General features: G+C 66.3%; 15 protein-coding genes and 1 tRNA gene. 7 read left to right on the top strand and 9 right to left on the bottom strand.

Features of this window, described 5'->3' with window-relative positions; genetic code table 11:
• Nucleotides 1-2: 2 nt before the first annotated feature.
• Together EOD42_RS02655 and EOD42_RS02650 are read right to left on the bottom strand one after the other, a co-directional pair.
• Nucleotides 3-1,439, bottom strand: a complete 1,437-nt coding sequence (locus EOD42_RS02655) for an NAD(P)-dependent oxidoreductase (protein ID WP_127785639.1) — start codon at nt 1,437-1,439, stop codon at nt 3-5.
• 183 nt (nt 1,440-1,622) lie between these two features.
• On the bottom strand, nt 1,623-2,531 hold the full coding sequence (locus EOD42_RS02650; RefSeq protein WP_127785637.1) for a complex I NDUFA9 subunit family protein: 909 nt from the start codon (nt 2,529-2,531) through the stop codon (nt 1,623-1,625).
• Nucleotides 2,532-2,640: 109 nt separating this feature from the next.
• Between EOD42_RS02650 and EOD42_RS02645 the strand changes: the two genes are divergently transcribed.
• Nucleotides 2,641-2,727 (top strand) — tRNA-Leu (locus EOD42_RS02645).
• A gap of 30 nt (nt 2,728-2,757) precedes the next feature.
• Entirely contained in the window at nt 2,758-3,411 is a 654-nt protein-coding gene (locus tag EOD42_RS02640; RefSeq protein WP_127785635.1) for a ribonuclease D, read from the top strand.
• 4 nt (nt 3,412-3,415) lie between these two features.
• Here the strand turns inward: EOD42_RS02640 and EOD42_RS02635 are convergent, their stop codons facing one another.
• The 5 genes from EOD42_RS02635 to EOD42_RS02615 all read right to left on the bottom strand — a co-directional run bounded on the left by EOD42_RS02635 (nt 3,416) and on the right by EOD42_RS02615 (nt 7,200).
• The gene (locus EOD42_RS02635) at nt 3,416-4,138 is read right to left on the bottom strand and encodes an anti-sigma factor family protein (protein WP_127785633.1); all 723 of its coding nucleotides are present in this window, start codon (nt 4,136-4,138) and stop codon (nt 3,416-3,418) included.
• Nucleotides 4,135-4,626, bottom strand: a complete 492-nt coding sequence (locus EOD42_RS02630; protein ID WP_127785631.1) for a sigma-70 family RNA polymerase sigma factor — start codon at nt 4,624-4,626, stop codon at nt 4,135-4,137. The genes EOD42_RS02635 and EOD42_RS02630 overlap by 4 nt, the downstream gene beginning before the upstream one ends.
• Nucleotides 4,627-4,638: 12 nt before the next feature.
• On the bottom strand, nt 4,639-4,977 hold the full coding sequence (locus tag EOD42_RS02625) for a cupredoxin domain-containing protein (protein ID WP_127785629.1): 339 nt from the start codon (nt 4,975-4,977) through the stop codon (nt 4,639-4,641).
• Between the two features lie 4 nt (nt 4,978-4,981).
• Nucleotides 4,982-5,917: a metallophosphoesterase family protein gene (locus tag EOD42_RS02620; RefSeq protein ID WP_127785627.1), complete on the bottom strand. Its 936-nt coding sequence runs from the start codon at nt 5,915-5,917 to the stop codon at nt 4,982-4,984.
• Nucleotides 5,918-5,991: 74 nt separating this feature from the next.
• Nucleotides 5,992-7,200, bottom strand: coding sequence for an aminotransferase (locus tag EOD42_RS02615; RefSeq protein ID WP_127785626.1), 1,209 nt, complete (start codon nt 7,198-7,200; stop codon nt 5,992-5,994).
• Between the two features lie 259 nt (nt 7,201-7,459).
• On the opposite strand from EOD42_RS02615, the gene EOD42_RS02610 reads away from it, so the two are divergent.
• The 5 genes from EOD42_RS02610 to EOD42_RS02590 all read left to right on the top strand — a co-directional run bounded on the left by EOD42_RS02610 (nt 7,460) and on the right by EOD42_RS02590 (nt 12,730).
• Nucleotides 7,460-7,798, top strand: a complete 339-nt coding sequence (locus tag EOD42_RS02610; RefSeq protein ID WP_127785624.1) for a P-II family nitrogen regulator — start codon at nt 7,460-7,462, stop codon at nt 7,796-7,798.
• 140 nt (nt 7,799-7,938) lie between these two features.
• Nucleotides 7,939-9,363 carry a type I glutamate--ammonia ligase gene (glnA, locus tag EOD42_RS02605; RefSeq protein ID WP_127785622.1) on the top strand — a complete coding sequence of 475 codons (1,425 nt, stop codon included), beginning with the start codon at nt 7,939-7,941 and terminating at the stop codon, nt 9,361-9,363.
• A 117-nt stretch (nt 9,364-9,480) separates the two neighbouring features.
• Nucleotides 9,481-10,443 carry a Bug family tripartite tricarboxylate transporter substrate binding protein gene (locus tag EOD42_RS02600; RefSeq protein ID WP_127785620.1) on the top strand — a complete coding sequence of 321 codons (963 nt, stop codon included), beginning with the start codon at nt 9,481-9,483 and terminating at the stop codon, nt 10,441-10,443.
• An 89-nt stretch (nt 10,444-10,532) separates the two neighbouring features.
• Nucleotides 10,533-11,735 (top strand): pyridoxal phosphate-dependent aminotransferase, encoded by a 1,203-nt coding sequence (locus tag EOD42_RS02595; protein WP_127785618.1) that lies wholly within the window; start codon nt 10,533-10,535, stop codon nt 11,733-11,735.
• Nucleotides 11,732-12,730: a GNAT family N-acetyltransferase gene (locus EOD42_RS02590; RefSeq protein WP_240654818.1), complete on the top strand. Its 999-nt coding sequence runs from the start codon at nt 11,732-11,734 to the stop codon at nt 12,728-12,730. Before EOD42_RS02595 ends, EOD42_RS02590 begins: the two co-directional genes overlap by 4 nt.
• Here the strand turns inward: EOD42_RS02590 and EOD42_RS02585 are convergent.
• On the bottom strand, nt 12,727-13,401 hold the full coding sequence (locus EOD42_RS02585; RefSeq protein ID WP_127785614.1) for a metallophosphoesterase family protein: 675 nt from the start codon (nt 13,399-13,401) through the stop codon (nt 12,727-12,729). The genes EOD42_RS02590 and EOD42_RS02585 overlap by 4 nt on opposite strands.
• Nucleotides 13,402-13,467: 66 nt before the next feature.
• Nucleotides 13,468-14,599, bottom strand: a protein-coding gene (gene prfB / locus EOD42_RS02580) for a peptide chain release factor 2 (RefSeq protein ID WP_127785612.1) whose coding sequence is annotated in 2 segments (ribosomal slippage) — nt 13,468-14,529 and nt 14,531-14,599 — 1,131 coding nt in all. Because the reading frame shifts where the segments join, the coding sequence is not laid out codon by codon here.
• Nucleotides 14,600-14,670: the final 71 nt, after the last annotated feature.

The raw sequence follows: 14,670 nt of genomic DNA, 5'->3' as shown, positions 1-14,670 counted from the left end.
CTTCACTCCGCCGCGGTGCCGAGCGCCTGCTGCGCCCCGATATACTGATGGATCTGGTCGGCCGCGTCGCGGCCGTCACGAATGCCCCACACGACGAGGCTGGCGCCCCGCACGATGTCGCCGCCGGCGAAGACGCCGGGCAGGGCGGTCATCTGGGTGCGGTAATCGACCTTCAGCGTGCCCCAACGGGTCACGGTCAGGGCCGGTTCGTCGAACATCGCCGGCAGGTCCTCCGGATCGAAGCCCAGCGCCTTGATGACCATGTCGGCCTGCTGGACGAAGGAGGAACCCTCGATCTCCTCGACCTGCTGGCGGCCGGTGGCGTCAGGCAGGCCCAGGTGCATGCGCACGGCGCGCACGCCGGTCACGTGGTCGGTGCCCTCGAAGGCCTGGGGGGCTGCGAGCCACACGAAGCGCACGCCTTCTTCCTCGGCGTTGTACACCTCACGCATGGAGCCGGGCATGTTCGCCTTGTCGCGCCGATACAGGCAGGACACCGAAGCCGCGCCCTGGCGCACGGCGGTGCGCACGCAGTCCATCGCGGTGTCGCCGCCGCCGATGACCACAACATGCTTGCCGCGCGCGTTGAGCGAACCGTCCTCATAGGCGGGCACGCTGTCGCCCAGGCCCTGGCGGTTGGAGGTGGTGAGGTAGTCCAGCGCCTTGACCACGCCCGGCAGATCATTGCCCGGCAGGGCGATGTCGCGCGCCTTGTACACGCCGGTGGCGATGAACAGGGCAGCGTGCTTCTCGCGCAGGGCGGTCAGCGTGATGTCGCGGCCGATGTCGACATTCATGTGGAAGTGGATGCCGCCGGCCTCGAACTGCTTCCAGCGGCGCAGCACGACTTCCTTCTCCAGCTTGAAGTTGGGGATGCCATAGACCAGCAGGCCGCCGACGCGGTCGTACCGGTCATACACATGCACTTCATAGCCGCGCACGCGCAGGCGCTCGGCTGCCGCGAGGCCGGCCGGGCCCGCGCCGATGATGCCCACGCTGATGCCCAGCTCCTTGCGGGGCGTGGGGGGCTTCACCCAACCGTTCTCCCAGGCGGTGTCGACGATATACTTCTCGACGGAGCCGATGGTGACGCTGTTGAAGCCCTTCTCGATCACGCAATTGCCTTCGCAGAGGCGATCCTGCGGGCAGACGCGGCCGCAGACCTCGGGGAAGGTGTTGGTGCTGGACGCGACCTCGTAGGCTTCCTCCAGCCGTCCTTCGGCGGTCAGCTTCAGCCAGTCGGGGATGTTGTTGTTCAGCGGGCAATGGACCTGGCAGAACGGCACGCCGCACTGGCTGCAGCGGCTGGCCTGGTCCTTCGCCTTGGTGGGGTCGAATGCGGCGTAGATCTCGTTGAAGTCGAGCCGACGGGCCGCGGCTTCGCGTTTCTCCGGCGTCTGCTGCTGCAGGCGGACGAACTGAAGCATCTTCTCGACCATGGCACTTCACCCCACAAGGAAAGCGGCCGGCAAAGCCGCGAGGACGGCCATTAACAAAAGCCATCGCCCAGGAAAAGCCCTAATTGCCCATATATGGCAGTATTGCTGACTTATATGGGCGCATATCGGCTGCGCGGGAGGTTCATCCCTCATGTATCATGTGGAATAAGACATAAATCGGACCTATCTGGGGCCACGCAGATAACCGGGCGCAATCACGTCCGCCGGGTGTGGCGTTATACCAAGGGCGCTTAGACCATCCTTGCCCGTCACAACATTATCGCGCTGCAGCAGCACCAACTGGTCCCGGGTGAGGGGTTTGCCCGGCACATGCTCCATGATCCGGGCCTGCCACTCAGCTATGGCAGGGGGAATGTCCAACAGTCGCCGTCTCAGCCCAGTGTAGCGTAGCACATCCTGCATCAATTGGCGGAAGCTTCTGATGGAGGGGCCGCCGAGTTCCAGTGTCTGTCCACGAAGGGCCGGAGCCTCAAGGCAGCGCACCACGGCTTCCGCTACGTCCTCCACCCAAATCGGCTGAAATCTGGTGTTTCCGTAGAAGACGGGCATGACAGGGGAGAGGCGGGCGATCTGAGCGAAGCGGTTGAAGAAGCCGTCCCCCGCGCCGAACACCAGCGACGGGCGCAGGATCACCGCACCGGGAAAGCCTGCCAGCACCGCCTGCTCTCCCATGGCTTTCGTGCGGGCATACAGGCTGGGGCTGTCGGCGGCGGCGCCAATGGCCGAGAGGTGCACCATGTCGCGAACCCCGGCCTCGGTCGCGGCCCTGGCGATGGCCCCGGCGCCCTGGTGTTGCAGCGCCTCGAAGTCACCGCCCCTCGCCTCGGCCAGGATGCCGACGAAATTGACCACGGCGCGACTGCCACGCACCGCAGCGGCGATGGCGGCCGGGTCCCGCAGGTCGACACGCAGCGGAATGACCTGGCCCGGTTCCGCCCCCACGCACAGGCTGCGTCCGGACAGGGCGCTGCGCGACGCGACGCGGACGGTGAGCCCGCGCCTGACCAGCTTCTGCAGGACATGGCGGCCGATGAAGCCCGCGCCCCCGAACAGTGTGATGATCTCTGTCATTCGGCTTTCACCCTGTTATCCACACGAAAGATATAATGCTGAAAATTCTCTCGGTACCCCGTGTTGACGGCCCCGGCGCCTGCCTCTAAACACCCGCTCACCGCAACGTGCCCAGGTGGCGGAATTGGTAGACGCGCTGGCTTCAGGTGCCAGTGGCCGCAAGGCTGTGAAGGTTCGAGTCCTTTCCTGGGCACCATCTGCGCGTTCCTGAACAGGAGAGCGCAAGATGGTCCAAACAAGCTTCCACTCCGGTGTTACCATCCATCTGCATCAGGGCGACCTGCCTCATGATGTGGAGTTCGGCGATGTCGTCGCCGTGGATACCGAGACCATGGGTCTCGATCATCGCCGGGATCGGCTCTGCCTCATTCAGCTTTCATCCGGCAACGGCGTGGTTCACCTCGTCCAGTTCGTGCCGGAGCGCCTTGGCGGGCGCGGCTATGACTGCCCGAACCTCAAGGCGCTGCTGACCGATCCCAAGGTGGTGAAGCTGTTCCACTTTGCCCGCTTTGACCTTGCGGCGCTGCACCAGGCGCTCGGCATCGATGTGGCCCCCGTGAAGTGCACCAAGATCGCCGCCAAGCTGGTGCGCACCTTCACGGACCGCCACGGTCTGAAGGATCTGTGCCGCGAGCTGCTGGGCGTCGAGATCTCCAAGCAGCAGCAGACCAGCGACTGGGGCGCGGCCACGCTCTCACCGGAACAGCAGGCCTATGCGGCCTCCGACGTGCTGCACCTTCATGGCCTGTGGGAAAAGCTGCGTGCCCTTCTGGTGCGCGAGGAACGGCTTGAACTGGCCGAGGCCTGCTTCACCTTTCTGCCGGCGCGCGCCAAGCTGGACCTGATGGGCTACGAAGAGCCCGACATCTTCCACCACTGACGCATCAGCGCGCCTGCCGCCAGGCTTCGGCGAAGGCGCGCAGTGTATCCGCCCCGACGTCGGACACCGCCCAGTAGGTCATGCCGTCCTGCGCCCAGCGCAGCATGGTGAAGCCCGCCTCGGTGGTCAGGGTCTCTGCCCCGCGCTCACCAGGCAGCACATAGAGATTGATGGTGTGGCGCATCGCCCGATAGGCGAGCGCCGCCACGGGCCGCCCTTCCAGCACATCAAGCCGCCCGCCGATCAACGGGTATTCCGCCGGTTCACGCACCTGCGGCGCGTAGTCCAGTCGGCCCGTGAACCAGGGTTTGACCTGGTGCTGGTCTGACGACCGCACATCGACCAGGTGCTCCGCCTGCAGCGAGCGCAAATGGGCGTTCAGCAGCTGCTGCGGAAGATCACCACTGCTGCGCGGCAGGATGATGAAGGCGGCAAGCGCTGCGGCCAGCGCGAAACCCGCCGCGAAGCCGCTGCCGGGGTTCAGCCAGCGCCGGGCGGGGGCGGGTGGGGCCAGCCGGGTTTCCAACCTTCTGCGCAGAGCATCCGGCGTGCTGTGGCGCGGAAGCGCGCGAAGCCCCACCGACAGCGCACCCACACCCTGGCGTAGCGCCGCGCAATCCCGGCAGTTGGCGGCGTGGGCGGCCAGATCGGCGGCGCGGCCGGCGTCCAACTCACCATCATGCTCGGCCTGGATCAGCAGCCGTGCCTCGTCGCAATGCAGGGTCATCCCCGGGCCCCTCTCTCGATCAGCGCGCGCCGAGCGCGCCACAGCCGCGACATCACGGTGCCCACGGGAATGCCCGCGACCTCCGCGATCTCGCGATAGGACAGTTCCTCCAGCTCACGCAGCACCAGGGCCTCCCGCAGCTCCGCCGGCAGAGCGGCGAGGGCTGCTTCCAGGTCGCGGTGCTGCTGGCGGCTCACCAGCACCGCCTCGGGGTCCGGTGCGGGGTCGGTCACGGCCAGCCCATCTTCAAAGGGCTGTTCGGTGGGATCCCGCCGCGCCGCGAGCCAGGCATAGGCCTGGGTGCGCACGATCCGCAGCAGCCAGGCGCGCAGATTCTCACCGCGCCACGAGGCGGCGTAGCGCAGGGCGCGTTCCACCGCGTCCTGCATCACATCCTCGGCCGCGGCAGGGTCGCGCACCAGCCACCGCGCCAGATTATAGGCGGCGTCCAGATGCTCCGGCAGTTGTTGCCGCAGGGCCGAGGTCACTCAGCGTCTCCGCTAGCCGACGATGATCCGGCCGCGCATATGGGGGTGCAGCGAACAAAAGTAACTGTAGGTGCCGGCCGCCGCGAAGGTGAACTCGAAGACCTCCGTCGTGTCCATGATGCGCGAGCGGAAGGCACGCGGATTGTCGGTCGAGACGACGTTGTGCGGCGTGTCGTCCTTGTTGGTCCAAACGACCGTGGTGCCGGGCGCGACCCTTAATTCCCTCGGGAAATAGTCATGCTCGTCGATTGTGACGGCCGCACGCTCCTGGGCGCGCGCGGCAAGGGGCGCGACCAGCATGGCGGGCAGGCCGGCGCGCAAAAGCTGGCGCCGGCGGGGAAGGCGATCCATGCGCTCAACCCTCCAGCGGCGAGGAAACGACGGCCAGCGCGCCGTCATTCTGCACGCGGCTGACGCGGTTGATGCCGAGCAGCTTCCGAAGCTCGCCGGGCGGCAGGTCCCGGATGGGGCCGGCGCTGGGCCTGCTGCCTGGTGCCGGCTGCGGAAAGGCGGTCGACATGCCGGTGTGGAAGGCGACGTGGCCTTCGATCTTCTGCATCGTCTGGTGAATGTGGCCGTTGAGCACGGTCACGCTGCCGAAGCGGGCCAGCAGGCGCAGCAACTGTGCGCTGTCCTCCGTGCCCCAGCCCCACGGCTCATGCACCACCCATAGCGGGATATGAGCGAAGACGACGATCGGGGTGGAGGCGGTGCGCGCGGCCAAATCCTGCTCCAGGAACCGCATCTGCTCGGCGCCGATCATGCCCATCTTGCCGGCCTGCAGGTTGGTCACGTTGTTGAGGCAGACGAAGTGCACCCCGCCTTGGTCGAAGCTGTAGAAGCCGCCTGTCCGCGCGCCCTGCGGGAAGCGCTGGTAGAAGTCCTTGCCGTCGTCCTCCACCACGTCGTGCTCGCCGGGTGCGTAGTGGGTCTCGATGCGGGCGCCGTTGATGATCTGCGTCGCGCGATCGAATTCCCCCGGGCGCGACAGGTGGGTGATGTCGCCGGTGTGCAGCATCAGTGCCGGGTTGAAGCTTTTCGCGCGGTCGAGCGACTCGCGCAGCGTCACCACCGGATCGGGGTTGGGCGCCATGTTGAAGCCCAGATGGGTGTCGCTGATGTGCACGAAGCTGAAGCTGCCCTGCGCGCTCTGCGCATGGGCCTCGGCGCTGCCGAGAAGGCTGGAGCGGGGAATGCCGCCAGCCACCGTCCACAACAGGCCGGAACCGGCCCACAGCATGCATTCCAGCGCATGCCGGCGGCCGTGGTCGGGGTGTTCGTCGTTCCGCATCGCGGGCTCCTCGGAAGTGGTTCCGGGGAGATGACCGGGATGCGGGACGGTTTATTCCCGCGGAGCTGAAAAAATCAGCGGCGGGCGCGCCCGCCCTGGATCCAGGCGCGCAGTCGCGCCAGCGCCTCGGTCAGCAGCGCATCGTTCTTGCAGAAGGCGAAGCGCACGTACTGAGAGGGGGCGTTAGGCGTGGCGTAGAACGCGCTGTTCGGGATGGCGGTGACCTTCGCTTCCTCGGTGATGGCGCGGCAGAAGGACACATCGTCGCCCGTCCAGCCCAGCGGGCGCACGTCCACCGTGATGAAGTAGGTGCCGCGTGTCTCCAGAACGCCGAAGCCCAGATCGGCGAGCCCCTCGCGCATCAGGTCGCGCTTGGCCTGCAGGGCGGAAGCGAGGCCCGTGAAATACTCATCGCCCTTGGCCAGGCCCACGGCCACGCCGCGCTGCAGGTTGGGCGCCGTGGTGAAGGTCAGGTTCTGGTGTGCCTTGGCGACATTGGGCTGCAGCACGCGGTCGCAGGTGATGTAGCCGACCTTCCAACCCGTCAGGTTGAAGGTCTTGCCGGCGCTGCCGATGCGCATGCAGCGCTCGCGCATGCCCGGCACCGACATCAGCGGACGATGCTTCCAGCCGTCGAAGATCAGGTGCTCATACACCTCGTCGCAGATCGCGTAGCAATCGTGCTTGCGCACCAGCTCGGCGATGAAGGCGAGTTCGGCCTCGGTGAACACCTTGCCGGTGGGGTTCATCGGCGTGTTGAACAGAATGGCCTTGGTGCGCGGATTGAAGGCGGCGGCGAGTTCCGCGCGCGGCAGGTCCCATTGCGGCGGCTGCAGGCGCACGATGCGCGGCACCGCACCCAGCAGCCGGACGGTCGGCGCATAGGTGTCGTAGAGCGGCTCGATCAGGACGACCTCGTCGCCCGGGTCCAGCACGGCCATCAAACAGGCAGTGATCGCCTCGGTCGCGCCGGAAGTGACCACGACCTCGGCATTCGGGTCCACCTTGATGCCGTAGAAACGCTCATTGTGGTTCGCGACGGCCTGGCGCAGTTCCGGCACGCCGGTCAGGGGCGGGTACTGGTTGCGGCCGTCCTTCAGCGCGGCGGCCGCGGCGTCGATGACGTCGTCGGGGCCGTCGTAGTCAGGGAAACCCTGGCCCAGGTTGATCGCGCCGTGCTCATTCGCCAGCGCGCTCATCACGGTGAAGATGGTGGTCCCGATGCCCGACAGGATGCTGTTCTGTGGGCGAATCGCGGAGTTGCGCGGCGCTGCTTCGGACATGGCGGTTCCGGTATTCCTGGATGCGGCATCGGGTTTATCGGGCGACCCGCCCCTCTGCGCAAGAAGGGGGATGGCTTCGCCTATTTGGTGTGCATTGGGCGCAAAAATCAATCAATCGCAGGCGCTTCTCTGGACCTAGCCACCGCCCCCCGGATTGTGGCCTACTGCGGTCCCATGCCATGAGTGCTCGCCCGCGAGGAATTACAGTGATTGCGGCGGGCCAAACATTTCCGGAAACGCCCCGGCAAGACAGGACGCGATGAAGAAGATCGAAGCCATCATCAAGCCCTTCAAGCTCGACGAGGTGAAGGACGCCCTCCATGACATCGGCCTTCAGGGGCTGACGGTCGTCGAGGCAAAGGGTTTCGGGCGTCAGAAGGGCCACACCGAGCTGTACCGCGGCGCGGAATACGTCGTGGACTTCCTGCCCAAGGTGAAGATCGAGGTCGTGTGCGATGATGCGCTGGCCGAACGTGCCATCGAGGCCATCATGGCCGCCGCCCGCACGGGCCGCATCGGTGACGGCAAGATCTTCGTGTCCACCATCGAAGAGGTGATCCGCATCCGCACCGGTGAGCGCGGCGAGGACGCGGTCTGACGAATTCCGGGCATTTCCGGTCTGGAAATGCCTAGAACTTTGCCACGCCGGCTGGGGAGAGCGTCCCGGGCCAGGTTCGAGGCAGCGGCGGTTTCCCGCCGGAATGACATACTGGGACGCTGACTAAGCAGGAGACCCTCATGGCGAAGAAGCCCAACGACGCCGTTTCCAAGGTCATGGAAATGATCAAGGAGAACAGCGTCGAGTACGTTGACCTCCGGTTCACCGATCCCCGCGGCAAGTGGCAGCACACGGCGCAGCACGTGTCGACCATCGAGCCCGCGATCTTCGAGGAAGGCTTCATGTTCGACGGTTCGTCGATCGCCGGCTGGAAGGCGATCAACGAGTCCGACATGATCCTGATGCCGGACGCCACGTCCGCCTGCATGGACCCGTTCTCGGCCAAGCCGCAGATGATCCTGTTCTGCGACATCTATGAGCCTTCGACCGGCCAGCGCTACAACCGCGACCCGCGCTCGACCGCCAAGAAGGCCGAAGAGTACCTGAAGAGCACCGGCATCGGTGACACCGCCTTCTTCGGCCCCGAGGCCGAGTTCTTCGTGTTCGACAACGTGAAGTTCGGCACGGGCGGCAACTACGGCATGTTCAAGCTCGAGAGCATCGAGGGCCCGGACGCCGGCATCAAGGACTTCCCCGAGGGCAACATGGGCCACCGCCCTGGCGTCAAGGGCGGCTACTTCCCGGTGAACCCGGTCGACAGCGAAGTCGACCTGCGCGCCGAGATGCTGTCGACCATGATCGAGATGGGCGTCCCCGGTGAGAAGCACCACCACGAGGTGGCGCAGTCTCAGCATGAGCTCGGCACCAAGTTCGGCACGCTGGTCCAGCAGGCCGACTTCATGCAGATCTACAAGTATGTGATCCACAATGTGGCGCACAGCTACGGCAAGTCCGCGACCTTCATGCCGAAGCCGATCTACGGCGACAACGGCTCGGGCATGCACGTTCACCAGTCCATCTGGAAGAGCAACAAGCCGGTCTTCGCGGGCAACGGCTATGCCGACCTGTCCGACAGCGCGCTGTACTACATCGGTGGCATCATCAAGCACGCGAAGGCGCTGAACGCCTTCACGAACCCGTCCACCAACTCCTACAAGCGCCTGATCCCGGGCTTCGAGGCCCCCGTGCTGCTGGCCTACTCGGCCCGCAACCGTTCCGCCTCCTGCCGCATCCCCTACGCGACGAGCCCCAAGGCCAAGCGCGTGGAGGTCCGCTTCCCGGATCCGACCGCGAACCCCTACCTCGCCTTCGCCGCCATGCTGATGGCCGGCCTGGACGGCATCAAGAACAAGATCCACCCGGGCGAAGCCATGGACAAGGATCTGTACGACCTGCCCCCCGAGGAGCTGAAGGGCATCCCGACGGTGTGCGGCAGCCTGCGTGAAGCCCTGGGCGCGCTCGAAGCCGACCATGACTTCCTGCTGGCCGGCGACGTGTTCTCCAAGGACCAGATCGAGAGCTACATCGAGCTCAAGTGGTCCGAGGTGTACCGTTTCGAGCACACCCCGCACCCGGTCGAGTTCGAGATGTACTACTCCTGCTGATCCCTGCCGGGACCAGCGAGACAGGAACCCGCCGGAGCAATCCGGCGGGTTTTTTGTTGGCCGGAAACAGTTCCATGCTAACTTGCATGCAAGAACGATATTTCCGGGAGAAACATCATGCGCCGTCGCGCCCTTTTGGCGACCAGCCTCGCCTTGCCGTCGCTGGCTCACGCGCAGTCGCGTACCATCACCATCATGTGCCCCTTTGCCGCCGGCGGGCCGACTGATCTCATTTCACGCCTGATGGCCGAGTACATGGGCCCGCATCTCGAAGCCCAGGTCGTGGTGGAGAATGTGACGGGCGCGGGTGGCACCATCGCAGCGGCCCGCGTGGCCCAGGCCCGTCCCGACGGCACGACGGTACTCATGCACCACATAGGGCTGGCCAGCGCGGCCACGCTGTATCGGCGCCTGCCGTTCAACGTCGAGGAGAGCTTCGCCCCGATCGGCCTGGTGACGGAAGTGCCGCAGATGGTGGTGGCGCGACCGGAGTTCCCAGCGGCCAATCTCACGGAGTTGCTGGCGAAGATGCGCGCAGAGGGCGACAAGCTGACGATCGGCCATTCCGGCCAGGGCAGCAGCGACCATCTGGCAGGGATGCTGCTGCAGAAGGAGGCCGGCACGACGCTGACGGCAGTGGGTTTCCGCGGCTCCGCACCCGCCACGACGGAACTGATGGCGGGGCGTCTCGACCTCTATGCCGGCCAGGCGACCATCCTGGCGCCGCTGGTGCGCGAGAACCGCGTCCGCCCCTTTGCCGTCGCATCGGAAACGAGGCTTCCCGGCCCGGGGCTCGACCAGGTGCCGACCGCGCAGGAACTGGGCCATGGCGACCTGACGATGAGCGTGTGGCATGCTTTGTACGCGCCGCGCGCCACGGATGAAGCCGTGGTCAATCGTTTCTCATCCGCCCTGCAGAAGGCGCTGACGGCACCGCGCGTGATCCAGCGCTTCGCGGAGCTGGTGACCGCGCCCGTAGCGCCGGAACGGGCCACGCCGGCCTATCATCGCCGCTTCCTTGCGGCCGAGGTCGCCCGCTGGCGGCCGGTCATCCAGGCTTCGGGCGCCTACGCAGACTGAAAATCGGCACTTTTCCGCGCGCCGGCAGGGTTGGCGCGCGGGGTTTCCGGCGATAGCCTCCGGCGCTCTTTTTCCCTGAGGAACGCGCCATGCCCGCCCTTGCCGAACGGCTCAACGAAGTGAAGATGTCCGCATCCGTGGTGATGGGGATGAAGGCCCGGGAGCTGCAGGCGCAGGGCATCAAGGTCATCAGCCTGAACTCGGGTGAACCCGATTTTCCCTCGCCCACGCACGCCATCGAGGCGGCCCACAAGGCGGCGCTGGCCGGCGACACCAAGTATCCCCCCCAGGACGGCACGAAGGAGCTCAAGCTCGCCGTGCAGGCGAAGTTCAGGCGCGACAACAATCTGGACTATGCGCTGGACGAGATCATGATCGCCAATGGCGGCAAGCAGATCATCTTCAACGCCTTCATGGCCACCCTGAACCCGGGTGACGAAGTGGTGGTGCCCGCCCCGTACTGGATCAGCTACGCCGACATGGCCAAGGTCGCCGGCGGCGTGCCCAAGACCGTCAGCTGCCCGCAGAACAACGGTTTCCGCCTGCGCGCCGAGGATCTGGAAGCGGCCATCACCCCCAAGACCAAGTGGGTGATGCTGAACTTCCCGAACAACCCGACCGGCGCCGCCTGCTCGCGTGAGCAGATGAAGGAGATCGCCGAGGTGCTGCTGCGTCATCCCGACGTGTGGGTGATGACGGACGACATGTATGAGCACCTGATCTATGACGGCTTCGAGTTCTGCACGATCGCCGAGGTGGAACCCCGCCTGAAGGACCGCGTGCTGACGGTGAACGGCGTGTCCAAGACCTATGCCATGACCGGCTGGCGCGTGGGCTTCTGCGGCGGTCCGAAGGCCCTGATCAAGGGCATGATCAACATGCAGGGCCAGGCGACCAGCGGCATCTCCACCGTCAGCCAGGCTGCCGCGGCTGCCGCGCTGACCGGCCCGCAGGAGCTGGTGGCGGAGCGCCGCGAGGAATATCGCGGCCGCCGCGACCTGGTTGTCGAGCTGCTGAACGGTGCCCCGGGCGTGATCTGCCACAAGCCGGAAGGTGCGTTCTACGTCTATCCGAACATCGCGGGCTGCATCGGCAAGACCTCCGCCGGCGGCAAGAAGATCGAGAACGACACCGACTTCGCGATGGCGCTGCTGGAGGAGAAGCACGTGGCGACGGTGCAGGGCGCTGCCTATGGCATGAGCCCCTATATCCGCATCAGCTACGCGACTGACCGTGAGACGCTGCGTGACGCCTGCACGCGCATCCAGGAGTTCTGCAAGGGCCTGTCGTGATCATCCGCGCCGGGCTGGACGCGGATACCGCGCACTACATCCGCCTGATCGGCGACGCCTGGGCTGAGTTCCCGGGCGTCGTCTTCGATGTGGATGCCGAGTTGCCGGAACTGCGCCACCTGGCGAGCTGGTTCGAAGGGCAGGGCGGGCGCGTCTGGCTGGCCGATGGGCCAGACGGGGTGCCGCTGGGCATGGTGGGCGTGCGGCCGCACGGTTCCGACCAGGCCTGGGAAATCTGCCGGATGTATGTGGACAAGGCGGCGCGCGGCACGGGTGTCGCGCACCGCCTTCTGGACCAGGCGGAAGCCCACGCGCGTGAACAGGGCGCGGAGCGGCTGATCCTGTGGACCGACACGCGCTTCATGGGCGCGCACAAGTTTTATGAAAAGCGCGGCTTTGTCCGCCAGGGTGCCATCCGCATCCTGGATGACCTCTCCAAGTCGCTCGAGTTCCGATACGCGAAGCCCCTCAGCGGGCTTGTTGTCGATATCCTGGATGCCGCGGCGGCCACCAGCGCGGAATTGCGCCTGGCCGAGATACTGACCGCCTGTGTCGAGGATGGCGCCGCCATTCCCTTCCTGCCCCCGATGCCGAAGCATGAGGCTCAGGCCTATTGGCGCCGGACCTCCAGCGAGGTCGCGGCCGGCGACCGCATCCTGCTGGCTGCGTGGTATGAGGGCCAGATCACCGGGGCGGTTCAACTGCGCCTCGCCATGCCGCCCAGCCAGCAGCACCGGGCAGAGATCGAGATGCTGCTGGTGCATCCGCAGGCCCAGCGCCTGGGAATAGGCCGTCATTTGCTGGGCCGTGCCGAGCAGAGCGCCGAGCGCCTGGGCCGCCGGCTACTGACCCTGCAGACCCGCACCGGAGACAAGGCAGAGGCCGCCTATCGCGCCCTGGGCTGGGTCGAGGGCGGCCGGATCCCCGGCTATGCGCTGGACGCGGCAGGCGGCAGCCATGACGGGCTGTTCCTGTACCGGCAACTGCCCGGCTAAGCCGACAGAAACTCCAGCTTCTCCCCCTCGAACACGCCGCAGGTCAGCGGCCCGCCGTAAACGGCGCCCGTGTCCAGGTTTACGCGATTGGAATGCCGTTCTGGCAGACGGTCGCGTGTGGGGGTGTGGCCGTGAACGACGATCACGCCGTGGTCCGCCTGGCTGTCGAGGAACGGTCGGCGGATGCGGATCAGGTCCTCACTGTCCTGGGCCTCCAGCGGGACGCCTGGGCGGATGCCCGCATGCACGAACAGGTAGCCGCCGTGGCGGTAGCTCAGGCGCAGGCCGCGCATCCAGGCGACATGTTCCGCCGGGGGGCGCCACGCACCGCGAGGGCCATCAGGATCCAGACCCCAGCTTCTCAGGGCCGTATCGCCGCCATTGTAGAGCCAGTCGGTGCATGCCGCGCCGTCGCCATCCATGGCGGCCAGTGCGGTTGCCTCATGGTTGCCCATCAGGAAGATGCTCGGCAGCTCGAAGTTCATGAGCGTGCGGACAACGCCCGCGCTGTCCGGGCCGCGATCGATGTAATCGCCCAGATGGACCACGACCGCCTGAGCGACCGGATAGGCCTTGATGTCCGCCCTGATGGCCGCGTGCAGCGCCTTCAACTTGTCGAGGCAGCCGTGAATATCACCAATGGCATAGATGCGTTCGCCACGCGGCAGCATGTGTTGTCGTCACCCGTTTCCTGTCGCGGCCACGGGGCCGCAACAGGGGCGGGATGTCAACCAGGGTCAGCGCGCGTTGGCGCTGGCCTCGCTACGGGTGCTGCCGGCGCGCTGGGCCAGGGCGGCGGCCATGAACTCGTCGATCTCGCCGTCCAGCACCGCGTCCGGGTTGCCCTTTTCGAGGTTGGTGCGCAGGTCCTTCACCAGCTGATAGGGCTGCAGGACATAGTTGCGGATCTGGTGGCCCCAGCCGATGTCGGTCTTGCCGGCCTCGGTCGCGTCGTTCACCGCCTCGCGCTTGCGCAGTTCCAACTCATACAGGCGCGCCTTCAGCATCTCCATCGCGATCACGCGGTTGCGGTGCTGGCTGCGGTCCTGGGTGGAGGCCGCGACGATGCCGGTCGGGATATGCGTGAAGCGCACGCCCGATTCCGTCTTGTTCACGTGCTGACCACCGGCGCCGGAAGCGCGGAAGGTATCGGTCTTGAGGTCGGCCGGGTTGATGTCGATCTCGATCTTGTCGTCGATCACCGGGTAGACATAGACGCTGGCGAAGCTGGTCTGGCGGCGGGCTGCGGCGTCGAAGGGGCTGATGCGCACCAGGCGGTGCACGCCGCTTTCGGTCTTGAGCCAGCCATAGGCATTGCTGCCCGACACCTGCAGCGTGGCGGATTTGATGCCCGCCTGCTCGCCTTCGGATTGTTCGGTCAGCGTCACCTTGAAGCCGCGGGCTTCGGCCCAGCGCATGTACATGCGCAGCAGCATCTGGGCCCAGTCCTGGGCTTCCGTGCCGCCGGCGCCGGCGTTGACTTCGAGGTAGGCGTCGTTCTGGTCGGCTTCGCCCGACAGCAGGCTTTCGATCTCGCGGTGCTTCGCGTCGGCGGCGAAGGCCACGAGGTCGGCGACGGCCGCATCGGCGGTATCGGTGTCGCCCTCGGCCTCGGCCAGCTCCACCAGCTCCAGCGCGTCACGCACGTCCTGCTCAAGCTTGAGCACGCCGTTGATCTGGGTATCCAGCCGCGTGCGCTCACGCATGAGCTTCTGCGCTTCGTCGGCGTTATTCCAGAGGGTGGGGTCCTCGGCCCGAGCGTTCAGCTCTTCGAGGCGGCGGGAAGCGGCATCCCAGTCAAAGATGCCTCCTCAGCAGGGACACCGAAGCGGTGATCTGCTCGTGCAGTTGTGTGGCGTCAGCTCGCATGGGCGGGGTATGGGGCTTCAGGCCCCATAGAGCAAGGGGGCAGGGCATGGCCCCACCCCCTTGTCGTCAGT

Origin of the sequence: Rhodovarius crocodyli, from assembly GCF_004005855.1 — a bacterium.
Classification (GTDB): domain Bacteria; phylum Pseudomonadota; class Alphaproteobacteria; order Acetobacterales; family Acetobacteraceae; genus Rhodovarius; species Rhodovarius crocodyli.
Note: the sequence above shows the minus strand (reverse complement) of the source record. Positions and strands in the feature narration are given on the sequence as shown.